14 protein-coding genes and 4 pseudogenes are annotated in these 26,440 nt (G+C 52.0%); 7 read left to right on the top strand and 11 right to left on the bottom strand.

All coding sequences use genetic code 11. From position 1 onward, the window contains the following. Positions 1–152 precede the first annotated feature (152 nt). From mscL to RBRH_RS13080, 7 genes and pseudogenes are all read right to left on the bottom strand, one after another. Entirely contained in the window at positions 153–629 is a 477-nt protein-coding gene (gene mscL / locus RBRH_RS13105; RefSeq protein ID WP_013428522.1) for a large conductance mechanosensitive channel protein MscL, read from the bottom strand. 96 nt (positions 630–725) lie between these two features. Further along, positions 726–986: pseudogene (locus tag RBRH_RS13100) on the bottom strand (dihydroxy-acid dehydratase); the annotation flags it as partial. Positions 987–1,179: 193 nt separating this feature from the next. Next, a complete protein-coding gene (locus RBRH_RS13095; RefSeq protein WP_013428520.1) occupies positions 1,180–2,577 on the bottom strand; it encodes an MATE family efflux transporter in 1,398 nt (465 codons plus the stop codon). Between the two features lie 250 nt (positions 2,578–2,827). Further along, positions 2,828–4,151 (bottom strand): annotated as a pseudogene (gene aptA, locus RBRH_RS13090) (omega-aminotransferase AptA). Positions 4,152–4,324: 173 nt separating this feature from the next. Then, the gene (locus tag RBRH_RS17740; protein WP_013428516.1) at positions 4,325–5,572 is read right to left on the bottom strand and encodes a TauD/TfdA family dioxygenase; all 1,248 of its coding nucleotides are present in this window, start codon (positions 5,570–5,572) and stop codon (positions 4,325–4,327) included. Between the two features lie 47 nt (positions 5,573–5,619). Continuing rightward, positions 5,620–13,167, bottom strand: a complete 7,548-nt coding sequence (locus RBRH_RS13085; RefSeq protein ID WP_013428515.1) for a non-ribosomal peptide synthetase — start codon at positions 13,165–13,167, stop codon at positions 5,620–5,622. A gap of 476 nt (positions 13,168–13,643) precedes the next feature. Further along, on the bottom strand, positions 13,644–14,657 hold the full coding sequence (locus tag RBRH_RS13080) for a cupin-like domain-containing protein (RefSeq protein WP_232509399.1): 1,014 nt from the start codon (positions 14,655–14,657) through the stop codon (positions 13,644–13,646). Between the two features lie 928 nt (positions 14,658–15,585). On the opposite strand from RBRH_RS13080, the gene RBRH_RS13075 reads away from it, so the two are divergent. The 3 genes from RBRH_RS13075 to RBRH_RS13065 all read left to right on the top strand — a co-directional run bounded on the left by RBRH_RS13075 (position 15,586) and on the right by RBRH_RS13065 (position 19,509). After that, the gene (locus RBRH_RS13075; RefSeq protein ID WP_013428513.1) at positions 15,586–16,299 is read left to right on the top strand and encodes a thioesterase II family protein; all 714 of its coding nucleotides are present in this window, start codon (positions 15,586–15,588) and stop codon (positions 16,297–16,299) included. After that, a complete protein-coding gene (locus tag RBRH_RS13070; RefSeq protein WP_013428512.1) occupies positions 16,289–17,113 on the top strand; it encodes an SDR family oxidoreductase in 825 nt (274 codons plus the stop codon). Before RBRH_RS13075 ends, RBRH_RS13070 begins: the two co-directional genes overlap by 11 nt. Positions 17,114–17,259: 146 nt before the next feature. Beyond that, positions 17,260–19,509: an amino acid adenylation domain-containing protein gene (locus tag RBRH_RS13065; RefSeq protein ID WP_049786522.1), complete on the top strand. Its 2,250-nt coding sequence runs from the start codon at positions 17,260–17,262 to the stop codon at positions 19,507–19,509. Here RBRH_RS13065 and RBRH_RS20485 read toward each other — a convergent pair. Further along, on the bottom strand, positions 19,496–19,696 hold the full coding sequence (locus tag RBRH_RS20485) for a hypothetical protein (protein WP_232509398.1): 201 nt from the start codon (positions 19,694–19,696) through the stop codon (positions 19,496–19,498). The two genes, RBRH_RS13065 and RBRH_RS20485, sit on opposite strands and share 14 nt — an antisense overlap. Between RBRH_RS20485 and RBRH_RS21420 the strand changes: the two genes are divergently transcribed. The 4 genes and pseudogenes from RBRH_RS21420 to RBRH_RS17730 form a co-directional block, all read left to right on the top strand. Then, positions 19,601–20,101, top strand: coding sequence for a phosphopantetheine-binding protein (locus tag RBRH_RS21420; protein ID WP_415878046.1), 501 nt, complete (start codon positions 19,601–19,603; stop codon positions 20,099–20,101). The two genes, RBRH_RS20485 and RBRH_RS21420, sit on opposite strands and share 96 nt — an antisense overlap. 641 nt (positions 20,102–20,742) lie before the next feature. Continuing rightward, positions 20,743–21,990, top strand: coding sequence for a 2-hydroxycarboxylate transporter family protein (locus tag RBRH_RS13055; protein WP_041754705.1), 1,248 nt, complete (start codon positions 20,743–20,745; stop codon positions 21,988–21,990). A 409-nt stretch (positions 21,991–22,399) separates the two neighbouring features. After that, on the top strand, positions 22,400–24,880 hold the full coding sequence (locus RBRH_RS13050) for a mechanosensitive ion channel family protein (protein ID WP_013428508.1): 2,481 nt from the start codon (positions 22,400–22,402) through the stop codon (positions 24,878–24,880). Between the two features lie 20 nt (positions 24,881–24,900). Continuing rightward, positions 24,901–25,104 (top strand): annotated as a pseudogene (locus tag RBRH_RS17730) (hypothetical protein); the annotation flags it as partial. A 126-nt stretch (positions 25,105–25,230) separates the two neighbouring features. Here the strand turns inward: RBRH_RS17730 and rpsU are convergent. From rpsU to RBRH_RS13035, 3 genes and pseudogenes are all read right to left on the bottom strand, one after another. After that, positions 25,231–25,443 carry a 30S ribosomal protein S21 gene (gene rpsU / locus RBRH_RS17725; protein WP_013428507.1) on the bottom strand — a complete coding sequence of 71 codons (213 nt, stop codon included), beginning with the start codon at positions 25,441–25,443 and terminating at the stop codon, positions 25,231–25,233. A gap of 108 nt (positions 25,444–25,551) precedes the next feature. Further along, the gene (locus tag RBRH_RS13040) at positions 25,552–25,839 is read right to left on the bottom strand and encodes a hypothetical protein (RefSeq protein ID WP_013428506.1); all 288 of its coding nucleotides are present in this window, start codon (positions 25,837–25,839) and stop codon (positions 25,552–25,554) included. Positions 25,840–25,935: 96 nt separating this feature from the next. Further along, positions 25,936–26,314 (bottom strand): annotated as a pseudogene (locus RBRH_RS13035) (integrase core domain-containing protein); the annotation flags it as partial. Positions 26,315–26,440 lie beyond the last annotated feature (126 nt).

Raw genomic sequence — 26,440 nt, 5'->3', positions numbered from 1 at the left:
GGCTTCCCCACCTCGAGTTAGACGACGGCTGCGGACGGTGCCCAATGCCGGTAGCGGGAAGTGAGCAGTTTTCGTGCCGATTTCGGTTGCCGCGCCGTTAGCGGTAGTAACGGGCTGCCCATTGCTAAGCCAGGCCAGCGGCGTCAAGCGCCCTACGTGCGTTCGACGCCGTCGTCGCTGCGCTTCAAAGCATCACGGATCTCGCGCAGCAGTAGGATATCCTCGGACGGCGGTGCAGAGGCGGCTGGCGTCTCCTCAGCCTTATGCGCGTCCAGCCTGCGCAACTCGTTCACTGCCTTGACAAGCAAGAAGACGATCACCGCCAGGATCAAAAAATTCACTACCACTGTAATGAACGCCCCGTAGCCAAACACCGCGACGCCTGCTGCCTGCAGGTCTTTGTACGAGCCGGGATTACCCATGAACGTGGCAGGAACGTGTCCAATACGGATGAACTTGTTTGAAAAGTCCAGCCCGCCCGTGACGGCACCGATGACTGGCATAATCAAGTCCTTAACCACCGAATTGACAATCGTCGAAAATGCGCCGCCGATGATCACACCAACGGCCAGGTCCATCACGTTGCCTTTGATCGCGAATTGCTTGAATTCTTGGATGAGTTGAGCCATCTCATGTTCTGAAAAATATATCCCGGGCGCTTAAGCGATCCGCGTGCCAGCTCGGTCGAGCCGCGTCAGTGAAGCTTCGGATCTGGATCAACTTGACGGCAACTGCCCCCACTCGGGCACCCCCGGCGCCCTAGCTGGCCCCGCATGCTGAAGCACGATCACACGGTACTGGTCCACGAACAGCGCATCGCTCTCGATGCGGGCGGTCATGTCGTTGTAGTCGCGGGATACAACGGCCGGCCTCGTACGCACGAGTAGCCCCGGATCGGCGGCACCGGTTTGGATGACGGCGCCGTCAGGCGCCAGGTTGCCGCGTAATACCGCCAGCCCGGTATGCTGCATCAGCGGCACGGCGCGATGGCAGACCACTGATCCTCTAGCTCAGGCTTGAAGTCTTGATGACGTGGGCGCGCTTGGCCGCTTCGAGCGGCTCAGCCAGCAGTTCTTCAACTACCGGCTTCGCCCAACCACTTGCGTCAGCGCGCCAATTCTCGAATCTTTCGACAGCCGCGGCGCAGTAATGCGTCGCCGCTGCCCAACCCGTCTACGCTTATTGACGGTTATAAAGCCTACCACCATGACTAATCCTGACGAAACGGACAAGAAGCAGCCCACCAGCCAGGCCCAGACCGACTATAAGGCCAATCCACATTCCTACCATGCCCCAGTGACGAGTGATCGATAGCCACCAACCAACCGGCATACCCACTATCCAATAAGCAAAAAACGTAATAAATATCGGCACACGTGTGTCCCTCAAACCTCTTAAAACACCGCAAAATACTGTCTGGAGACCATCTAGCAACTGAAGTAGACATGCAAACTGCATCAGTATCGCCGAATTGGCAATTATGGACGAATCACTTGTATAAAGTGAGACAATCGAATTAGAGCCTAACAATATCAAACAACCGCAACAAGACTGTGTAAAAAAAGTCAATCCAATTCCAATAATACCAGATTTCCATATATCATCGGGATTGCCACAACCTTTTGCTTGCGCTACGCGTACCGTAATCGCTACCGATAAAACAAATGACACCGTGCAAGCGATAGCTACGGTATTAATTGCAATTTGGTGATTCGCCACTGACTCCGCACCGATTCTCCCAATAACAAGTGCCGATGCGATAAAAAATCCTCCCTCTATCAAACGCGTCATGCCTACCGACAAGCCAAATCTAAGCAAATCATATATAATTTTAAATTTAGGCATTACGCTGCCCACTTGATGCCTTAATTTAAAATAAAAACCTTTGCGATAAATATAAACAAGAAAGGCAAGCGTTTGCACCCAAGCAATGATGCCACCTGCTATTCCATTGCCAACTGCACCAAGTGCTGGCAAACCAAATGCACCATACATTAGCACATATCCAATTGGACCTGTAAGCGCAAATCCGATCAGATTAAACTTAAAAGTTTGCCGCGCCATTGACAGTCCTTCAAATAGCCCTCGGCAAGCATAGAAAATGCCAAGCGCAGGCCCAGCGATGCATATAGCAAATAAAAAATTGCGTGTATCCCGGACCAGTTCTGGTGTCGTCGCAATGAATTGAATTAAAAATGGGCCCAAGAAACATGCAAGCGCTGTCAAAAACAGACTAAGCATAATGCTGCCCCACAGCGCTTGCAGGAAAAGTGGTCCCACTTCAGCGTGTCGGCCCGCGCCTTTGAGTTGTGCCACCAAAGCCTGTAGTGCCATCATCAGCCCGCTTAGAACAAGAACCGCTAGCATCCAGACGCTTGACCCGATCGTCACTGCGGCGAGCACATGGGCGCTCAGCTGACCTGCGAGCATTACATTGATTAAACCCGTACCGATAAACGACAGGTGGCCTCCAAACAGCGGAACGGCAAGCGCCAAGATTGCACGAACCTCCTCTTGAATTCGAGGCCAAGTGAACGGGACACTGATGTCATAGCCAGATTTTTTATAGAAGCTCATTCTATATGATTTTCCATAAAGGATAACCTTTTATGTTTCATACCACACAAAACATCTTGTTAATCTACTTTCACATCAAATTAACTTTAATTTGGCGTTACCTTACAATAACTTCCTGCTTGTGCCGCTTAAAACTTTACGTAAAGTCGGCTCCCTGAAGGAGCCGCCCTCAATATTCCACAAAATTCCGCATTTCTTAAATCTGATTATTTTTATTTTTTAAACCTTCCAAGATTACCATCCATAAACCTTACTTTATATCGACAAGCACTTTACGAACAGTTTCAAAAATCTGCCCGATCTGCGCTTCATCGATAATTAAAGGAGGAGCGAATGCAAGAATATTCCCTCCTTGACGAATTAACACGCCAGCCTCGAAACACTTAGCGAACGCTTCTTTGGCTCTATTACCTTCCCCGTTTGGCCTAGGCTCCAGTTCAATAGCAGCACATAAACCGATATTGCGAATATCTTTTACGTAAGGCACATCGCGTAACGCATGTACAGCATCTTCGAAAATTGGCGCAAGTAAAGCAGCCCGGTCAAAGAGCTTCTCATTATGATATATATTTAGCGCTGCAATGGCTGCAGCGGCAGCCGTCGGATGTGCCGAGTAGGTATAGCCGTGGAATAATTCGACTTCTTCAGGTTCAGTTCCATCGACAATGGTGTCATATATCCGTTGATGTGCGGCTACACCACCCATCGGGATAGCACCGCTATTGATCGCCTTAGCCATTGTCAGCAAATCCGGTGTAACGCCGAAGAACTCTGAAGCAGTTGCTTTACCAAGACGACCAAAACCGGTAATCACTTCATCGAAAATCAATAAAATACCGTGCTTAGCTGTAATTTCCCGCAATCTTTGCAGGTAGCCCTGTGGCGGTACCAAAACTGTGCCGGCCGTTGGATCAACGATAACCGCCGCAATAGTCGAGGGATCGTTCACTGCAATTAGCCTTTCTAGCTCGTCTGCTAAGTGTGCGCCCCATGCCGGTTGTCCACGTGAGAAAGCGTTATGCTCGAGGTTATGGATAGTCGGCATATGGTTGGTTCGCGGTAACAATGAACCCGAGAATGCTTTTCGGTTAGCCCCTATTCCACCAACCGACATACCCACCGAATCCAGCACCATGATAGCTACCGTCTCGACCAATAAAACAAGTACGTTGGCCTTCGCCGCGCGCCCGATGGTAAGCAAGCGCAATTTTAAGCGCAGTATCGACTGCCTCAGAACCGGAATTGGTGAAAAAAATCCGATTAAGTCCTTCCGGCATCAGTCTGGCAACTTTCGACGCTGCCTCGAATGCAAGCGGGTGACCAAACTGGACAGTTGGCGCATAATCTAGCTTAGCCATCGCTGTACTGACCGCTGAGATAATCTCTTCACGACAGTGTCCAGCATTAATACACCAAAGGCCAGCGCAGGCATCAAGTATTTGCTGGCCATCGCTCGTCCAATAATACATGCCCTTTGCTGATTCAAACAAACGCGGCGCCATTTTGAATTGACGGTTAGCTGTAAAAGGCATCCAAAAGTGAGACATGTCATCAAGGACAGCATGAGAGGTCATGAACAATCTCCATCAAAAAAATATTGGCATCTTGGCGTTCAGCATAATCCACCATATTAATTATGCTTACTATTCAACGCTTTATTTTCGGATTAAATTATATGCACCATAATCTATCATTTGCAGCACATGCAATTTAAACATTAAACCCACCAATTTTCAATATATTAAGATTATACGCACGCGGAGCTGCATTTGATAACTTCCGCCCCCCTGGTTTCGGCAGCCTCCTCAGCCTTATATAAACCAGATGAATTCTTTCCGTAAGTCATATTCAAAGGATTGCACATTAACACCTTAATAATCCGGGAACCCAATCCTGGCATGCCAGCATGAGCAAGCTTTAAATTATCTATAATGATAAAATCGCCACGCTTCCAAGGGAAGGAAGAGTGGTATTTGCGCATAAGCTTCGCAATTAACTGTATTTCTTCTTTTTCAAATACATTGCCAACACGAAGGTTGTCTGTCTCACGGCTTGGTATGACATTGCTGGAGGAATCGAACACTCGTCCCATAAGACGCCCCCCGCAAGTAAGAACAATTATTGGATGCCTTAAAGCAAAAAGATTTTTTCTAATATATGGAAAACTCCAGACCAACCTATGAATACACCATTTAAAAGAAGCATAGTCAGAAGAAAATTGCCTAATCAATTCTTTAGTCAACCCATGGCCATTTAATTCCCCGGCAAAGTGAATAATAATAGACTTTTCTTTTGTTGTAGGATGTTCAGCGACACTTGGTTTATACATAAAAGCATACTGATCTCCATGGTAGTCGACCATAGACATATCTATCTTCTCGCAAAAATCTTTTGCAACTTCATATGGCAAATTGTATCTTTTCGCAATTTGCCATATACTAAATATACCGGCCAAATACCGCTGCTGCTCTAATTTTTCCTTTAGACGCTCCGGAAGGTCATTGTATATTTTGCAGATATCAAATAAACCCGTTTCACCACCTAGAAGTGGTGGTTTTTCACAAAAAAATGAAATAAATCTTGGCACATCAGGCACGTAATAGCTTTCACTGTGAATGCCCCCCACTGGATCCAACGTCCCTCCAGTTTTAAAATTTACATTCGGATGTATCACATGACGCGTGCCAGACACCGTTATTCTTCCGGGCTCAGACATCATAAATTCACTCATACCTCTCATCCCTTGAATAGAGAGAACTTGCTCTTCAAAGTCAGCAGCTGAGTGTATATCAAACCCACGAAATAAAACTGCACCATACCTTTCAATATCAGAAATAATCTGACATGAATTTTCCTTCATAAATCTTTTAAGAAAATTACGATTTTTTGAGTGCAAAGGCTCTATTACTAAAGGTGTTTGCGGCTCGCTACTGCTAATGGCCCTTTCGTCATTTCTCAATGCTCGAGTTGTAACGCCCTTATATTGATTTTCCATTTTGAATAAAATTCCCCGGTTGAAATGTTGGCGCCTATTGTCAGCTGTTACTTTCTCACAACCACATCGCCCTCCAACATTATTTTGGCTTCTTGTTTCATAAGAAAATCGATTATAGATTCAATATAATCGTTTTCTACAGAAGGATATTCAAAACCCAATTCTCGCAACTTGTTGATCGTGTCTTCTGCACTTATAGATATCAAGCTTTCACTATTTTCCAGTGGATCTCTCTTTTTATCTTCTAATGTATTTTTATCCATGATAGACAACAGCGACATTAGATTTTCATCCAATGTCTCATCCGCCCTCTCCTTCAATCTTGCCAACCACTCATTGAAGTCGACATTTTTTATTGAACAATTTTCCTTTTTGTCAATTTCGCATACAAAGTCATTCAACTTTAAAGACTGGTTGTTCATGATGTGTGCAACTTGATAAGATTTATCTTGGCGCGTCGCTAATTTGACAATAGCCTGTGCGGCGCAGTCGACAGGAGTTTGGAAAAACAGCTTATTGGTATTGAAAGACAAGCCAAGCGTTTTGATTGCACAAATAATACGATAGACGCTATCTTTCATATTGCAATATCCCGTCTGGGAATCTGCTGTAATCCTTCCAAGCCTATAAATGCTGGACGGAATTCCTCGCATAGCTGCCGCGCTTGTTAGTTGCTCTCCCACCCATTTACTTTGTACGTAGCCGTTAGCAATGGGCATAATAGACGTATCGCTTATCTCAGTAAATGTTCCTGTTTTCGCCCGTGGCATAACGGATACGGTGGAAACGTAATGGAAGCTTTTGCTGCGGCCCGTCGCTGAGAGGCGAATAAGTGCTTCAGTGGCGAGCACGTTCGCTTGGCGCAACTCATGGTAGGAAAAGAAATGATTGACCGCCGCGCCGTTATGTAAAATAGCGTCAACCTTGTCGGAAAGGTATTCTATCTCTTGATGAGAAAGACCAAAATCTTTTTTTGATAAATCACCGCATATAGTAGAAATTCTACTTATATCTAGATCCTGCCTTTGGGTTTCCTTCAATGCGGACACAACCCTTTTCATTGCCTCTTTTTTATCTTTCTCGTTCACTAAACAAATAACGTTAGCGTTAGTTTGTCTCAACAACTCTAGTAGAATATAACGCCCAACAAAACCTGTAGCGCCAGTGAGTAGCACATTCTCCCAGGTTCCGTGTGAATCATTAGATATAGTCTTTTTGCTAATGTCTTCTGCCAGAAGGGCATCTGCCCTCATTAACTGTTCTGTTCCGTCAGAATCTGCTGATTGGGACGTCGCCAATGCATCTGACTCGATACGCTCAGCAAGCTTCGCAACAGTATCAGCTTCAAACAACATCCGAACAGGCACATTAACATTAAATACTTTTTGTATTTTTAAGGTTAGCTGTACCGCAGACAAAGAATGGCCGCCAAGATCAAAAAAGCTATCATCGATTCCGACATGCGGTAGGTTAAGCGCCTTAGCGAATAGCGTAGCTAAAGCCTGTTCTTGCAGTGTATCGGGAGCACGGTAACGTTCAGACGTGAAACTGGGTATGGGCAACGCTTTACGGTCAAGTTTTCCGTTCGGCGTAAGGGGCAGCGCATCTAGTAAAACAATGGCGGCAGGCACCATGTAATCAGGCAATTGCTGTGCTATTTGTCGGCGCAGCAAAACTGGATCGATAGATGTGCCGTCTCCTTTGGGCACAACGTAACTCACCAGTTGCTGACTACCGGAATGATCGTCGCGTGTAATGACCGCAACTTGCCTCACAGCTGGATTACGACGCAACACTGCCTCGATTTCGCGCAGCTCGATGCGAAAACCTCGTATCTTGACCTGGTCATCTACACGTCCGAGAAAGTCTAAGGAGCCATCGGAACGCCATTTCATGAGATCACCACTGCGATACATTCGGCTGCCGGGAGGGCCGAACGGATCGGCAACAAAACGCTCAGAGGTTAAACCAGGGCGATCGAGATAGCCTCGGGCCAAGCTTGAGCCCGCAATGTACAATTCCCCCGCTACACCGACAGGCACAGGTTGTAATCCGTTATCCAAAACATACGCTTGCGTATTCGAAATCGGACGCCCTAAAGGTAGAAAAGGCGTTGACTCCAATGAAATTTCGTGAGGGAGTTCTCCGACCAACATACCGATAGTGGCTTCTGTGGGTCCATAGTGATTGATTATTCTACTATTTCGCCAGTTCAGCCTAATACCAGCAACTAGCTCACCATCAATTCGCTCTCCACCAAGAAAAAATGTTCTCTTTGAGTTGTCGCCTTTATTAGGCATCGACTTGATAAGAGACGATAGGTGACTTGGCGTAATTTTGAATACAGATTCATCTTCTAAATAATTTTCCGAAATAAATTTCGGATCCAGTATTTCTTCGTCTCTTACGATAGTGAGTTTTTTGCCTGAGAAAATGGCGCCATAAAGAGAAGTATTGCCTAGATCAGCCGACACATTGGAAATCCATACCATATTGGCATGTTCACTGACCCATGATTGAATGGAATCAATGTAATTGACCAAAGAGTGATGAGTGACGACAACACCTTTGGGGGTTCCGGTAGAGCCCGATGTGTAGATTACATAAGCGGGATGACGAGGGTTAAGTGGACTTATGCGATCGCGATCGGTAGGCGCAACGTTCGGGCACGTTTCAAGCGCTGCTTGCAAATCGAGATCGTCTAGCTGCAGCACTAAAAGATTGTTCGCTACAGTTTGATTAGCTTGGCCAAACCTAAGCATGGCCACAGGCTGCGCATCACTTAGTGTGATAAAGAACCGCTCGGCAGAATGATGTGGGTCAAGAGGAAGATACGCCGCTCCGGCTTTGAGGACCGCGAGCATCGCAATGACCATGGATGGCGAGCGTGGCATCGCGATCGCCACGACATCTTCTGGCCCCACTCCTTTTGCTATCAAAAAATGAGCAAGCCGGTTTGCTCGAATGTCAAGCTCTGCGTAGCTAACAGACTGGCCATTAAAAACTAGTGCGATAGCATTGGGCGTCTTAGCAACCTGGTCTTCAAATAATGCGGGCAGCGTCGTTTCGCGAATTGGACGGATAGTGTCATTCCATTCGATAAGTAGCTTTCGCCGTTCCGCGTCATCAAGCAACCGAATATTGCCAATGGGCTGGTCAGGCTCTTGGGTTACAGATTCAAGCAGCCGGACGAAGCGCTGCGTCAATTGTTCAATGGTTTTGCGATCAAATAAGTCTGTCGCGTATTGGACGATTGCATTGATCCCATTTTCATTTGGAGTCTCATCAAAATGAAAAGATATGTCGAGTTTAGTGACCAGTAATTCAACCTTTTCTTCTTCGATATGCAATCCTGCTAGGTTGAACTGTGGCAGCGCATTGTTATACATCGTCAAAGAGACTTGAAACAATGGATGATGCGCAGACGAGCGCGCTGGGTTCAGGACTTCCACCAGTCGTTCAAATTGGAGATCCTGACGAGAATAAGCCGCCAGGCAGGTCTCCCTGACCTGTTGCAACAATGCGCGGAAATGCGGGTTTCCCGAGGTGTTTGTACGCAACACCAGCGTGTTGACAAAAAAGCCAACCAAATTATTCAACGCTTCATCGGTTCGCCCGGCGATAGGGCTGCCCACCGCTATATCGTTGCCCGAACCCATGCGTGTTAGCAAGGTAGCCAGTGCAGCGTGTAGCACCATAAATAGGCTTGCTTGCTGCTCACGCGCCAGTACTAATAATTGGCGATGTAGATTGGCGTCGATATGAAAAGATAAACAAGCGCCTTTGTGGCTAGCTACAGGCGGATGCGGTCTATCGGTCGGCAACATCAAACGTTCGGGTAGTCCTGCCAGCGCCTGACGCCAATATTCGAGCTGCTGTGCGATGAGGCTATCGGCCTTGTCTTCGCAGCTGAGTAGGTTCCGCTGCCATAGCGTATAATCCGCATATTGCACGGGCAGCGGCTCCCAGTCTGGGGCCTCGCCAACAAGGCGAGACGCATAAGCCTTGCTGAGATCACGACCGAATGGCGTCCATGACCAGCCGTCGCCAGCAATGTGGTGCAAGGTTACAAGCAGCACGTGTTCTTGAGCATCGAGCCGGAACAGCGCGGCGCGCAGTGGAATCCCTTCGTGTAGATTGAAAGGGCGAGCTGCAGCCTGCTTCAATGCGTCCGGTAACGTTTGTTCGGTAACCTTGACTATTTCAAGGAGAAAATGGATATCCTCTTGGGCAAAAATATGCTGAGCGGGTACACCATCCACTTCAGTAAAGCCGGTTCGCAAACTTTCGTGACGCGCAAGCAAATCATGAAAAGCAGTTTGCAGTGCATCTACATTCAGCTCACCAGATAAGCGCAAAGCAACAGGGATGTTGTAAATTGCACTGGGCCCATTGAGTTGCTGAATAAACCATAACCTGCTCTGCGCAAAAGATAGCGGCAATGGCTCAGGCCGTTGTTGCGGGCGCAAAGGTGGGCGAACGGCCGTGTTTTGCGTAAGGCGTTGCGCCAGACTTGCAACTGTGAGGTTTTCGTACAACATTCGAATGGTGAATTCGACATCCAGCACCGTGCGAATGCGACTAACCAGACGCATGGCTAGCAAAGAAGTACCACCTAGGTCGAAGAAGTTGTCGTCAATGCCCACCTGTTGAACATCGAGTACTTCGGCGAATAGCTCAGCTAGTTTTTGTTCTTGCGGGGAGCGTGGCGTACGAGAATAGCCCGAAACAACCTCCGGTTCAGGAAGTGCGTGGCGATCCACTTTTCCGCTAGGAGTGAGCGGCAGCGCATCGAGCAATACTACTGCTACAGGTACCATATACTCCGGCAAGTGATGCGCTACATGCTGACGTAACCCGGCGACGTCCAGTTTGTTTTTCCCTTGCGGGTCGGCCACCACATAGCCAATCAATTGCTTATGTCCTTGTCGATCATCACGAATGGCGACAATGGCCTGAGCTACATCCGGATGGCGTTGCAATACGGTTTCGATTTCGCTTAGCTCGACGCGATAGCCGCGGACCTTGACTTGATGGTCACTACGACCCATGAATTCTAGATTGCCGTCAGGCAGATAGCGCGCAAAGTCCCCGGTCTTGTACATTCGTGCATTAGGCGCAGTCGAGAACGGATCAGATAGGAAGCACGCAGCGGTGAGTTCGGGGCGGTTCAGATAACCACGCGCGACGCCCGCTCCACCAATGTATAGTTCACCGACCGCGCCTGATGGCACTAAATGGCCATGTCGGTCCAGCAGGTAAATGCACGTGTTCGCGATTGGTTTGCCAATCGGCACGGTTTCTTCCGCATAATTCGCTGGACAGCACCAGGCTGTTACGTCAATCGCGGCTTCAGTCGGACCATAGAGGTTATATAATTGGGTATCAGGCAGCAGCGTCCGGCAAAGTTTCACACTCGCGCCTGGCAGCGCTTCACCACTGCAAAATAGCCGTTTTAGTGACGTGCAATATTGAACACCTTCGCTGCGCAGGAAGGGTTCCAGCATGGACGGCACGAAATGAACAGTGGTGATACGCTGCCGAATGATGAGATCGGTCAAGGCGGCAGTATCCCGATGAGCATCGGGCGCTGCTACGACCAAAGTCGCACCACTCATTAGCGTCCAGAAGAACTCCCAGACGGACACGTCAAAGTCAAAAGGCGTTTTTTGTAGCACCCGATCAGCGGGCGTCAACTGATAGGCTTGTTGCATCCATATCAAGCGGTTAACCAACGCTTGGTGTTCGTTTTGCACACCTTTGGGAGCACCGCTCGAGCCAGACGTATAGATGACATACATGAGATGGCGCGCAGTGAGCTGCGCAACCGACGGATTGGTGTCAGCACACTGCGATGGCACATTCGGATCAAGCACCGTGCGCGACGCGAGCATGGTCTCACCAAGCGCCGCACGGCCTGCCATGTCAGCCAGTACGATCACTGGCTCAGCATCAGCCAAAATGTGCGCGAGACGCTCGTTTGGATAGGCCGGATTAAGCGGCACATAGGCGCCACCAGCTTTCAGAATCGCCAGCAGTCCGACGACCATCGCGGGCGAACGCTCAACACAAATTGCAACACGCGCGTCGGGTTTCACGCCCAACTCAACCAACCGATGCGCGAGACGATTAGCCTGTGCGTTCAGCTGCGCATAGCTAAGCGTTTGTGCGTTGTATACTAGCGCAGTCGCATCTGGTGTGCGTGCGACTTGCGCCTCAACCATCTGGTGCACGCACCAATCGGCAGGATAATCACATTGTGTCGTGTTTCTCTCGACCAGCAGCAAATGCCGCTCGGCGGCATCAAGCAATTCAATGTCTTTAATCGGCCGTTCAGGATCAGCAGCAAGCGTTTCTAAAAATTGAATAAAACGACGTTGATGGGCAACAAGTTCATCCTTCGTATAGCATGCGGGATTCGCGTTAAAGTCAATCCGTAACTGATGGCTTCCCGGAAGCGTATATACTGCGACCATCAAATCTTCGACTGGACCATTCAGTAGATTATAGTTAATCGATTTGCACCCACCAAATTTCAGGTCGTAGTCAAACGGCATCACGTTGACCATGGTACCCAACAGCCGCTGGTCAGGCATCAATCCCAGTTTGCGCCGCAACGCTTCGTTAGGGTAGCGCTGATACCGGAACCCACGCTGGATCTCTTGCGCTGCGTGCTGCATCAACGATGACAGATTCATGTCCGGCTGCACGGCTATCCGAACGGGCAGCACATTAGACATCATGCCAGGCGTATTCCGATCAGCACCAAAGCGTGCCGTAACCGGAAAGCCCAATACCACGTCCTCCACGCCGGTTAGCCGATAAAAATACGCGGCCATCGCCGCTGTGATAAGTTGTGCTAACCGATTGGCGTCATCCGCATAGCGCTCTATCGATTGAGCAGAAAAGTAAATTGTTTGACGCAGTCGATGTTGTAAAGGAGGAGCAGATCGACTCGCCAGTGTCGCCGGCGACGACCAATCCGCGCAACGCTTGAGCCAATACGCTTCGTCGCGTTTCCATTGTGCGGAGGCACTGTATTGAACATCGCTTTCGAACAACTGGTGTACCGACCCAAAAGGACACGGCTCCAACTCAGTACCTTCGCACATCGCGCTATACAGATGGGCGACGCGTTGCGCGATAAGGAAGAAACCAAACCCATCCATCACAATATGATGACAGCGCTGGTACCAAAGCACCCGATCCGGTGCAACTTTTAATAATGCATAGTTGAACAAAGGCCCTTTTAATATGTCCACCGGCTGCTCATAATCAGCACGCATCCATGCATCGGCGGCCGCTTGCGGGTCCGATTCTGCACTAAAATCGACCAATGGAAAGGACCATTCCGGGGAACCAACATACTGTCGAACACCCTCGTTGCTTTCGACAAATTGCAAACGCAGGCTGTCCACTTCATCAACTACCTGCCGCATTGCCGCTTCAAACACAGCCGGATCAATAGCACCTTCGATGGATGTGTACTGCCCGATGTTATAGACAGGGCTGTCTGGGCGGAGCTGCTGCGCGAGCCAAATCGCTGTTTGCCCTGTGGTTAACGGATGCATAGACGATGTGATGCTATCAGACATAATTGAGCTCCAATCCAGGCAAAAGGATTGCCCGATCTAAATACGAACACTAGCTAAATACCATTAGCATCGTTAGCAAAATTTGGGCCTCGAGAACCAAAGACACAGACGTAGCCTATTCCTACGTTGGAACCTATAGAGATATAGCCCCTATGGAGAGGGCTGCATTGGCCACCTATCGCCTCAGCGAATTTTGATGATGCAACGAGGATAAGCTTGGTGACGAGCGATGGGCCATCATCCGGAAAACGCTCTTCAAAAAGGCTTGCATAGCTAGTCACCTGGCACTAAAGGGGCCACTCAAAACCGCCAACGCAAATTACCCGTACGTTTCGGCGATGCCGATTCCGATAGAAATTAGCTATCTAAATAGTAATCGGCCACCATATTGAAAATCGCTCCAGCCTTGGGGACATCTAGAATACTTTGATAAGCTGGCAGCCAAATCAGGAAGCTTTAATAAGCGCTAATTTACGTCAAATCTGCACACCAGACCTGGATAGCTTACCGCCGTTCTCTTCAAATGTCTCTTTTATAATATTTTCTTCAAGACGGTTTATCAATTTTAATAAACCAAACGGCGCAACCTTATTCTTGGATAGAATTTTTTGCGAAGCTCGCATTAATGCATCCCTAGCGGAGACAGGAGACAATTGAATGGATTCCGGAACCCACCAAAAATTAATATTACTATTAAATTCATCAAGATGCTTGAATGAATGGTACCAATAAGCAGGAACAAATAGCAAATCCCCCTTCTTAATTTCCCCTTCGTGGCACTCGACGCCGTCAAAAAGAGGAAATTTCTTCTTGCTAAAATTTTCTACGTCGATTTTTGAGAAATTATATCTACCTATATTCGAGAAATGGGTAAAATAATAGGGATACAAAGAACTCATCTGATATGGAGAATACATTTGCACATATTTTCTTCCTGTGATTTGTGCATTCAGATTATGAGACCCACCACCATCAAAATGAAGGTGAGAGCGCACACCCTTTGCGCTAAACCATAACCCTGCCGAGTTCATGCTTTGCTCATCAAAATATTTTGGCAAGATAAAGTCATCGCGCAGAACCTCAAGCTCAGGAGACCACTTCCCATTAAAAATTAATAGTTCGTCGCCAGTTAGGTAATAACGAGCTCCTTCGACTGGGTCGCTGATCAAATCCAAGTATTCCCCAAAGCTCATGCTTTTTAGGGACATTGCTTCTTTTGAAGATTTGGGGCGAATGCGTTTCAAAAAATATCTCCACCTTGATATTGGCTTTTGTGTTTCATAATAGGAGCCAATATTAGGGTGGATATGAGTGTCAGAATGTTTGCATTTTACTTGCAAACCTCCCAAAGCGTGACGAAGATAAGCGGGCGTCCATTTAGTCAAGGCGCCCCAATCTTCAATCGCGTTTTCTAAGATAAATGGCTGATAAAGCTGGACAAGTTCATTGAAATCATCGGTCGATATGTTCCTTACCCTATTGATTTGCATATGATTATTCATATTCAATTTAGGTTGATTATCTACCTTGCTTTACGCCTAAATCCTTTGTTCTAAGGATTGCAATGGCCACAACTCTTATAAAAAGCAAAGCCCCTTCTTGTAGCATAAACATTGGTTTAAGGCACGCGCCTTATCTTTAAACACAAGCCTTATCTTGGCACACTAACTTCTACATCTCACTTCGACCTATCGAGCGGCAGCTTGCCGTACCCGCTGAAAATTCAATTGAGAGGTCGACCCGTGCCATAACCCCGTTACCCGTACAGGGCAAAAACGTCCAGCCAACAACAAGAAATGATTGCAGAAAGTTGAATACCAGTAGTATTCGTTTGAGAACGAAGAGCCGCATTATACAAGTATGACACTTTTTGGTTTAATCCGAGGCACTTCGTCATTATGGTTAACTCCACACATCGTTTATGAACAGGAACCAGTCAGCTACGATCTACCTAATTCTACAACGAACCACCTTACCGCTCACACACGCTTTCTTATAGCCGCCCAGCTGATACTACTAGCAAACTCACCATAAGTTAAATATCACTCTAGAACATTAGTCGGACCATATCAAACATTTAACCTTTGCTTAATCGGACAAATTATGCGCAAAGATCGACGACCGACCAACAAGGAGCGGGACTTACATCAGGCTTCATACAGTCACACCTATTGACTAGCGGACTATTCACTTTCGATTCACTCTCGAGATGCTTTCTTTGCTTGCGATGTTGGTTTTTGACGACTATGCTCTACGTGGCAGGGGCCGCTTGTCTCACATGCCAAAGCGAATACAGCTGACAGCTGAAACGCTAGTAGCGCATTGACAGCACCCGAGCCACGTTCAGCTGAAAAAGACTGACGTTTCATCTGCAATTATTTCAAAAACTGAAACCTTTCCTTTCTGGTTAGCCCAACTATGCGAAAACTCTTTTGCTTTCCATTTGCTGGTGCAGGGGCCTCCGTTTTCCGGCCATGGATCGAGCCGCTTTCGGACAGCATTGAAGTCGTTTCGGTGCAATTGCCAGGTCGAGAGCAATTGCTTGCGGCACCACCGTTTACCAATGTCCATCAAGCCATTTCTAAGCTAAGCACCCATTTGGCCCCAGCCGTTGCCGAAGCGCATGAAATCGTCATTTTCGGGCACAGCCTTGGAGCAGTTCTTGCCTACGAATTCGCTAAAACGATACACGCGGATAAGTCTTGTCTGCTAATGGTCAGCGGCTCTCCAGCCCCAAGCCGCATGCGCGAACAACGCGCGACGGGTTTAGATGATGAACAATTCGTCGAGCGCGTGAGGGAGCTTGCAGGCTACAGTCACCCAGCACTTGAAGACCCGGACATGCGCGAACTGCTACTTCCGACACTGCGTGCAGATGTAGAAATGCATGAAGGATATAAGCCGATTAGCACCACGGCGCTCAAGATGCCGATCGTGGGTGTACGCGGCGATCGCGACGAGCTTGTGAGTCGCGAGGACGTTGTGGCGTGGGGCGACGCAACGCAATCCGTTTTCGAGTATGTCGAAGTAGAGGGTGGCCACATGTATCTAACAGAGACGCCTGAGAGGCTATTCGATCTGTTTAGGCAGGCCGGTAACCGAATGCTTTCGGGAAAACGCTATGCAGCTTAACGGGAAGGTTGCCGTCATTACGGGTGCCGCGCGTGGCATCGGGCGAGCCTGCGCGCAACAATTCGCGCGCGAAGGCGCTCAACTCATTTTGCTGGACATCGCAAACGACATCAATGGCGTGCCCTATCCGCTAGGCTCACAGAGCCAGCTCGCTTGCACCGAAGCGTTGTGCCGTGCAGAAGGCGCACCCGCATGGGCTTTATCGGTTGACGTACGCGACCCACATGCTATCCACGAAGCCATCGAGTTTGCCATCAAACGGTGCGGCTCCATCGACGTTCTCTTGAACAACGCGGGTATCGCCGCCCCTTCCGGTAAGGCTGTGCATGAAATCGACGAAAACGAATGGCAGCTGATGATTGATGTCGACCTTTCAGGCGCATGGCGAATGATTCGCGCGGTTGGCCAGTCGATGTTGGAACGCCGCTCAGGAAGCATCATCAACGTATCGTCGACGGCTGGGCTTGTCGGCTATCGCCACTTTGCGGGTTATGTGGCGGCTAAGCACGGCGTAATCGGTTTGACGCGTGCGGCCGCGCTCGATTTTGCGCCATTCAAAGTGCGGGTCAACGCGATCTGTCCAGGCTCGGTCCGTGACGACGCAGGCGTCGAAGGGCGAATGCTCTCCGAAATTGCGCGATCGCTGTCGGTGTCGGTGGACGAGCACGAAGCGACTTTTGTCCAAGCCCAGCCTATGAACGCGCTGATCGAACCTGAAGATATCGCATCCGCAGCGGTTTGGCTTGCGTCGGACGGAGCTCGTCAGGTTACGGGTTCAATCGTCACCGTCGATGGCGGTTTCTCGGCTCGTTGATCATCCAACTTTCTAATGCTATGTCACTTCACGTCACACCCAACGTCTCGCTTCAAGCCGAGCCACATTGCGACGAAGCGACTGACAATTACGACTACTTGCCCCTTCTTAGCAAGGGCCGGCCAATTAGTGCACTCTGTCACGGAATGCACGTTCGAGTCGGCAACCGCAGCGATGCGAGCCGGCTGATCGCACGGTTCCACGAATGTATTGCCTGTGCGGGACTCGCCTCCGATCAGGCCGCGCTATGGCATGAGGAGCTGCCGATCTCGTCGCACTCTGCGGCGGCAACCCGCAGGATTACGTTCGAATTGAGCCGACCAATCGATTCAGGCAGCAGCGCGCTGCGCGCGGTAGTGCTCGCATTTGCAGACGATGTTGCTGAATTGATTTTGATTGGCAGTCGTCGCTTCATTGACAGCCCCGCGCTGCGCACAATCGCAAAATGGCTGACGGGAACGGATTTGCCGGATACGCGTGCGCCGTTTGTCCGGAGCTATCCTGCCACCGACAACGTGCCTGATAGCCATCGTTCGGCAAGCATCCCCGAATGGGGACTGGGTGGTCAGCCCGCTCGGCCAGGCTACAGCGCGACCATAGGGCACGTGTGGGATTTAGCGGTGAACCCACGGTGCTTGGTCGAAGCGATCAGCGTCGTGCTAACGCGATTCGATGGCCAAACCCAAGCTGAGTTTGGCATGATCGGTCACCCGGACATGACGGGCGATGCTGGGTTGCCTGCGGCATGCGTCGTGCGCGTCAGTGTCAAGGATGACACAAGCGTTGCGGAGCTGGCCGCCGAAGTCAATCGCTGCCTGTCGTTCGCTCCCGAAACAAAAATCTCAGGCGATGTGAACATCACTCCAGTCGGAATCGTCTGGGATGACAAACGCGAAGCATATGACGAGGCAATCCACGTACGATCCTACTTGACACCACCGTTTGATCTAACCCTCGAACCATGCGTGCAAGATGGGCATGTTGTCAGGATTGCGTACGGCTTCAATCAAAGCTGTTTCTCACTAGAGATGGTCCGTGCGTTCGACCGCGCGCTCGCCATTGTTTGCGCCGAGCTTACCCGAGAACAAGGCAGCGGGAAAAACAAGGCTCTCGCAACCATTGGCCTACTCGACGCGGCAAGCGCATCGCAGGTCGCAGCGATCGGCACCTGCGGCGTGCTGCCGGCCGACTTCACGCCATTTCGAATCGAGCAACGGATCGCGTCCTTTGCGCTCAGCCAGCCCGACGCAAAAGCACTAACTTTTGAGGATCGAAGCCTCACTTACCTCGAGCTAGAGGAGCTGGCAAACCGAATAGCAGGCGTCTTAGGGATGTTGGGTGTTCGTGAAGGCGATCGTGTTGGCGTCTGCCTTGCCCGTTCGCTGGAACTCGTACCGGTGATGCTTGCGGTTCTTAAAGCGGGCGCAGCTTATGTGCCGATCGACCCGGGTTATCCGGCGGATCGAATCGCCTATACGCTCAAGGACGCATGCCCGTCGCTCGTCATCTCAGACAAGGCCGCGGCAGTGGCACAGAACATTCGGACAATCGACGTCGCCTCCTTGCTTGAGCGCGCAGCGGCGTTTGACAGCGCTGTGCGACCACCGGCGGCAGAGTCGGGTGTCGCTGCCTATGTCATCTATACGTCGGGCTCGACCGGGCGCCCGAAAGGCGTTGTCGTCCCACACCGAAACGTCGCCTCGCTTGTCGCCGCAACAGCGGACGACTTCGAACTGTCGAGTCAAGACACCTGGACAATGTTTCATTCGAGCGCATTCGATTTTTCCGTCTGGGAAGTCTGGGGTTGTCTCGCGACGGGCGGCCATCTGGTCGTCGCGCCCTATTGGGTCACCCGTTCGCCTGATGAATTCGTGCAGCTGCTCGTGCGTGAACACGTGACGGTGTTGAGCCAGACACCCTCGGCGTTTGCTCAACTGATTGCGTCTGAAAGCCGTTCCTGCGAGAAGCTCGCAGTCAGATTGGTGATATTCGGTGGCGAACCGCTGGATACGCGCATGCTGCTACGTTGGTTCGACCGCTATCCGGAAACCGCATGTCGTCTCGTCAACATGTTCGGCATCACAGAAACCACTGTCCACGTGACTGCCGAGACCTTAACGCGTGCCCATGCGCTGACCAATTCGCGCACAGTCGGCCGCGCGCTTCCGGGTTGGAAAGTGTACGTAATGGATGCTTACGGACACATGCTGCCACCAGGTGTACCGGGAGAAATCTATGTCGGCGGTGCCGGCGTCGCGCAGCATTATCTGAACCGTGAAGACCTAAACGCGCAGCGTTTTCTGAATGATCCGTTTCGTCGATGGCCGCATGTATCGCAGCGGCGATCGCGGACGTTTGGGAATCGACGGCCGCCTCGAACACCTAGGCCGTCTTGACAATCAAGTGAAGATTCGTGGGTTTCGTATCGAGCTCGACGAAATCCGCGCCGTCCTGCTCGAATACCCGTACGTCAGCGCTGCGGCTGTTGTGGTGAATCGCGCAAGCGTTGACGACGCCGCATCCGCCCGGCTCGATGCGTATGTTGTAACCGACCAAGATAGGATAGCTGACGTCCGTTGCCATGCTATGCGTTTGCTCCCAGAGCATATGGTGCCGTCGACTTTTACGGCGCTTGAATCTCTACCATTAACGGCCAATGGAAAACTCGATGTGTCCAAGCTACCCGCGCCAAAACTCAGCTCGTCGACGGACAAGGCCACTCGCCAGCCGGCCCTCGAAGTCTCGCAGGATCCTGCCAGCGACACACTACTGGAGAAGTTGCGGTGTATCTGGGGCGATGCATTCGGCGTGGAGGTAGGCCATGACGACAACTTCTTTGAGTTGGGTGGCAATTCGCTTTTCGCGGTGCGTATTGCAAGGGTGATGCGCGAGCAAGGCCTGCCGCCATTGCCACCGCGTGAGCTCTATCTGCGCCAAACGCTACGCAGTGTTGTCGACTACTTGAACGATGTTCACGAGCCTGCGTAAGCGAGGGTCTGCCCTAACGCTATAGAGAACGCATAGCGATACAGGTATCGGCGCATGACGGTCAGGCTCCTTCAAGACGGCCTTGCGATCAACCGCAAGGCCGTCTAACGCCTGATGACTGAACTGAAGCTTAAAGGGCTACGTTCGAATAAAGAAAAACCGAGCGTACAAAGGCCACAGTACGCCCCATTTTCTTGAGCGACAGTTCAACGTGCAACGTCTGGACCCAAAGCGCGTAACCGACATGACGAACCGCAAAATGGCGGCCAGAAGCTGTATTTTGCACCGACATTGGACCTCTACAACGGCGAGGTCTTTATCTATGAAACTTCGCAGCACCCGTTGTTCAGCATAGTCGGGAGGAGGCTAAACAAGCGATTGATCGACAGTCATCACACGGCCAAAGTTGCACTCAAACCCGGGCTGGCAGTATCTCGGCTAGGCCAGTTTCTTGCTCTCAAGTTGTCAATTCAATCGATTCGCGTCCCTGCAAGAGAAGGGGGGGCAATACAAAACCCTGCTCAAGGAGCCAAGCCATGGCTATGCCGCCTAGTGCTGTTCGCTCGACTCGGCAGTTCCTTCGCCAAGCACTTCTTTTCCGTTTTCGCGGGTTCGATGCCTCTGCGTGTTGGCAACGACTAATGAAGCGACATATTGGCATTATCCCAGTGCCAGCGTATGGGCTCACCCTCGCATGCTTAAGCGCGCTTATTGCGCTTGAGAAGCTACCGAGCGAATTGCCGGTGCTCATCGCCGCGCTTGCAGTTGTCGGGTTCACCTGTTTTGAAATCGGCGCCCGGGTGCCTGTGCTGCGTCACATGGGTGGTCCGGTGATCGTGACACTATTATTACCCTCTTGTTTGACTCATCATCAATGGCTGCCAACAAGCTTGATTGTTTCAATCCGCGAGCTGTGGGCGGCAACGAATATCCTTTATCTATTCTGCATCCTCGTGATCGCGGGCTGCCTACTGGGCATGGATCGACAAGTATTAATCAAAGGCATTACGCGATTTTGCGTCCCCGTCGTGGCCGGTTCAGTGACTGCTGCATTGGCTGGCACCGCAACGGGCATTGCATTCGGCTTGAGTGCGCACAATACATTCTTTTTCATTGTTGTACCTATTATGGCCGGCGGAATCGGCGAAGGTGCGATTCCTCTTACCATCGGTTATGCCGCGTTATTACAGCAGCCACAAGGCCAATTGTTTGCGCAAGTGGTACCGGCGATTGTACTAGGTAATTTAGGTGCCGTCGCTAGTGCCGCGATACTGCATCGAGTCAGCCGAAGTTGGCCCCAAGACGCCCAGGTTTGGCTGAAGACGGCGGATAACCCGACACTGTTATGCCGTAAGTCTGTTCCCATTGAGCACATTGCAGCAGCCGCAACGATTGCCATTAGCTTGTATTTTGCTGGCCTGGTTACCCAACATTTTACGGGCTTGCCCGCACCGATCGGCATGCTAGGTTTCGCCGTTTTGATTAAGCTAATCGGTGCAGTACCCTCTCACCTTGAACATGGCGCGCACTGGAATTATCGTTTCTTCGCCTGCGCAGTGTCCTATCCATTGCTATGTGGCGTGGGCATCACATTGATGCCATGGGATGCAGTCATCGCCGCTCTGAGTCCCGTGCACTTTGTCACAGCACTTGTCACGGTGCTTGTACTGATGACAACCGGCTTTCTCGTTGGACGTTGGACGGGGCTACCGGCGATTGAAAGCGCGTTGATCAACGCATGTCATAGTGGCATGGGTAGTGTCGGGGACCTGGCGATTCTCACCGCAGCCAACCGTCTACCATTGATGCCGTTTGCGCAACTTGCCACTCGGATCGGTGGCGCGCTTACGGTGATGGTAGCGCTGTTATTATTAGGCCAATGTGTTTGATGCAAAATGAAAATATTTTCTGCGTCAATTGCTTAACCAACGCCAGCCATGTTGTTGCCTTCGCATCGTAACGATAATCACGTCGCATGTCATTGTGGCCGTCATTCGGCTCCGGAATTATCCGCCTCGGGTTGGAAAAGCACGTTCCGTTTCAGGTAAAATTAAACGACCCAACGCCATTTTACCTGCACTCATCTGCCAAAGCCGACCCCGCTTGAAAGCAGGACACGTCACTTGACGATTCGATGATAAAAAATGCTTAGCTGATCGGCGCCGGTTTTCTTGGGATGTCCAACGTATCTGTTGCAACGTAGCGTACCGTAGCAATAGGACATCGACATGTTGCTGCATCGGCCTGAAATGGCGTCAAGGTTGAATTCCTCTGCGCGAACGCTATCGTAATCGATCTATGCCTTTTCGAATCACTGCCATGCCCGTTTCTTTCCGCCCGCCGCTTTGCCAACCCACCCGTCAGCTTGTTTGGGTCGCAACCGTATTCGTAGTGATGGTGGTCGCTTTGTCTGTCGCAGTGCGAGTAAGCGCAGCGCCCACTCCCACTCCTAGCGCTGCTGCGTCACCGTCATCTGGCACGCCGGCCACGTCCGCGAGCAACACCGTAGTCGCGCTCACGCCGGAGCAGGCGCGTGCCGCTCTGCAAGTATTGAACGATCCTCGGCGCCGCGCGCAGTTCGAGGACACGCTGCGGGCGATCGCCGCGGCGGGTACGCTGGCAAGCCCGACCGTACCGCCGCCCCCTGCCGTCGCCGCGAATGCGCCGCCGGCCGCCAGTGGTCCGGCTGGGTCGTTGGCCAAGGCACTCGACGCGGATGGACTGGTGACACAGTTATCGCGGCACATTGCACAATCCGCTTCCACTTTCGGGCAGCGCGTGCGCCTATCAAGCTCGGCTCTGCTCGACTTTCCGTCCGTGCGTCAATGGTGGGCGTGGCATTTATCTAGCCCACAGGGCAGGCATACGTTGCTAGGGCTGCTGGAACTACTGCTTGCCGCGCTGGTGCCGTCACTGATGCTAGAAATGCTGGTTCGACGGACGGTGCGGCGCTCACGCAGTGCGCTCGCGGCCCATCATGCCACACCGCATGAGCCACCTGCCCCATCGCGCCAAAGTGACCTCCGGCCCGGCGACGCAAGCGCGCCGCGAGCGTTTGCGTCGCATGCGGCACACCATTGGAGTCGCTTACAAGTGCTACCGCGCGCGCTGGTTCACTTGTTACTTGGCGCGGTGCCATTGACTGCGTTTGCGCTGTGTGCGTCCATGCTGCTGTCCGTGTTGGACGATTCCAACACTCAGGCAGCGAGCGCGGTGGGCGTGGTCGTTGACGCGTACGTGATTGGACGAGCGGTGTTACTCGCATGCGCATTCTTCTTTGCGCCCAACGCGCCACACCTGCGGCTACTTCCTTTGCAAGATCGCTGGGCGTCGTTTGCACAAGGCTGGATGACTCGGATAGTGGTCGTCGCAGGGGCCGGCGGAGCATTGGCGGGCGCAGCCGGCCGGCTCGGCATGACGCAGGAGGCGCAGTTGGCACTGGTCAAGCTGGTCGCGCTGGCGGTACACATCATGGCGGCGATCGCGATCCTACAATGCCGGGTACCCGTGGCGCGGGCAATCCGTGGTTATTTCACGAAACGGCCAGCGCTCGCGTACCTGGGCCACTGGCTGGCGGACATCTGGGCAGGCTCGACAGTATTCGTGATCCTCGCGCTGTGGCTGGTCTGGGCGCTCGACGTGCGCCACGGCTACGAGATGGTGTTGCACCTGGGCGGACTGTCACTCGCCGTGCTGCTCGCCGCACGCGTCGTTGCCATTGTTGTGTTCGGCGCGCTCGGACGCGTGTTTGGACAAGGCGTGGACGACAGCATTTCCAGCGTCGGACGTCGACGTGCGTACCGCTATTATCCGCTGCTGCGCAAAGTCTTGTCCGTAGTGATCGGCGTGGCAACTTTGTTGGTGCTGCTGTCGATATGGGGGCTACATGTCGGCACGTTTCTTGTCCACAATCCGATCGGCAACCGACTTGGCTCGGCGCTGGTGACGATCGCGATCGCGGCGCTGGTCGCCGTGTTGGTCTGGGAGATCGCAAACGTGGGAGCCGAGCGTCGGCTTGAGCGCTGGACGGCGGCTGGCGACGTGATCCGGGCGGCACGGCTGCGCACGCTATTGCCGATGCTGCGTACCACGCTGTTCATCGCGACCCTGATGATCGTCGGGCTCACCGCGCTGAGCCAAATTGGCGTCAACACGGGCCCCTTGCTGGCCGGCGCGAGCATCTTCGGCGTCGCGCTTGGATTCGGCTCGCAAAAGCTGGTGCAAGACTTCATCACCGGCATTTTCCTATTGATGGAAAACGCGATGCAGGTTGGCGACTGGGTGACGGTCGCCGGCGTATCGGGCTCTGTCGAGTATTTGTCTATCCGCACTGTTCGTTTGCGTGGCGGTGACGGCTCGTTGTACACGGTGCCATTCAGCTCTGTCACGACGGTCAACAACACCAATCGCGGCATCGGCAACGCCGCGGTAAAGGTGGTGATCGCAGCAGGAGCAGACGTCCAGTACGCGATCCAGACACTGGTCGATATCGGTGCCGAGTTGCGCAGCGATGACAAGTTCAAGGATGGTATTTTGTCCGACTTCAGCTTTTGGGGCGTCGACCAAATCGATGGCGCGAGCATTACGCTGGTCGGTCAGATCGCGTGCCGCGATACCCGTCGCTGGCCGGTTCAGCGTGAATTCAACCGGCGCGTGTTGGAGCGTTTCACGGAACGGGGCATCGAGTTGGCCAATCCACAGCGCAACTTCGTAATCGATGCGCGCGCGACGGCCCAGCAGCCGAGCGGGCCGGATGCGGGCACGTCACCGAACCGGTAGGATTCCGCTCGAAAGATGGACTGAACCGTAGACGCGAATCCCGGCGCGCCGATCAGGTGCCCGGCTTCGTGTGCCGCCGGCGCGCACTGCTTGGCCAGACGGCCGCGTCCGAATTGAACCGTTTTGTCGTATGGCTCGCGCTGCCAGCGCTGCTGTTCGACATCACCGCCCATTCGGACTGGTCGCAACTGGCCAATCTGGCGCTGGTCGTCACGTTCTCTGTTGTTTTACCGCCGCGCAGCCGCCGTGACGTCGCAGATGATCCTGCTGTCCACGGCTGGCTCCCTGGTGTCGCTATCGCTGTATTGGATGCGCGCACCGGGCGGCTGACTCGCCGCGCGCGATATGGGTCAATACAACTTCCGGGGCGGCAAAGAGCGGCGCATCTGCTTGCGCAATCTCGCCACGGCGGCTGCCTTCTTGCGCTTGCGCTCTGTGGTGGGCTTTTCATATGCCATACGGGCACGCAACTCTTTGATCAAGCCGGTGCTTTCGATCGAACGGCGGAAACGCCGGAGTGCAACCTCGACGGGCTCATTGGGCTTCGGGATAACAGTAGTCAAATCATTCCTTTGAGTTCAATGGGAAAAAAGCACCGCACGCCTGTGCGAAACCAAAGGCGCCGCATACTCGTGCGAAACATCAGCGAAAGCCAGTAGCGGCTGGCCCGCTCACATGCCGATCACCGACGCGCCGTCCACCTTGCCGTCGATGATGTCCTGCGCTCGCTGACAAGCGGCGCGTCGAGCCACGCCGAAATCGGCAAACACATGTTCCTGGTCTACCTTGAACACGCGGCCCGCGCCCGCGACGCCGTCTGTTCCCAGACGGCAGATGCGCACAGCAACATCATAACCTTCGGCATAGCGCGAGTGGCCGTCGAAACGGCTGAATTGGCGCGCGAAAACGAGCGGACGAAGCTCGAACCCCTTGTATAGAAGTCGCAGCGGTGTCGACATAGTCGCTCCTCAACAGGGGACGTCGGCCACTATACACGCAAATCACGGAGCAGGTCCCGATATTCTGATGCTCCGAGAATATCGGTGAGGCTACCCTCACATCAAGGCCGTTCTCAAGTGGAATTTCCAGCGCTTCGGGGTGACAGAATCGTCCTGGGGCCCGCACTGACGGGCGCACTCTGACGGCGTCCTCCACTGCAATATCCTCTGCAATACCAATACCCAGTGGGAAAACGCCTCATTATAATACCAGCGCCAAGCCTCGATTTGGCGCCTAGCGTCCTCAAGTGACAAGAACCCATGCGCGCTCAGGCATTTCTCTTGGAAGCGCCCGTTGAAAGACTCGTTCTTCACGTTATCGGTTGGCTTGCCGGGGCGAGAGAAGTCGATCCTTGACGCCGTTTTCATTCGTCCACTTGTCGAGCACCTTGGAGAGGAATTCGCTCCCATTGTCCGGCTTGATCAAGCGCGGTAATTTAAGAATCCCATTTTTGCAACCGACAAAGGATAAAGCCGTTGGCGACAAACAGCGAGTGCTGTGTCCATACCGGCGCGGCATGCCGGCAAATGGTTGCCGCTCATGGGTCGCGCGACCTCACCG

This window comes from Mycetohabitans rhizoxinica HKI 454 (assembly GCF_000198775.1).
GTDB lineage: Bacteria > Pseudomonadota > Gammaproteobacteria > Burkholderiales > Burkholderiaceae > Mycetohabitans > Mycetohabitans rhizoxinica.
This window is presented reverse-complemented; position numbering and strand designations above follow the sequence as displayed.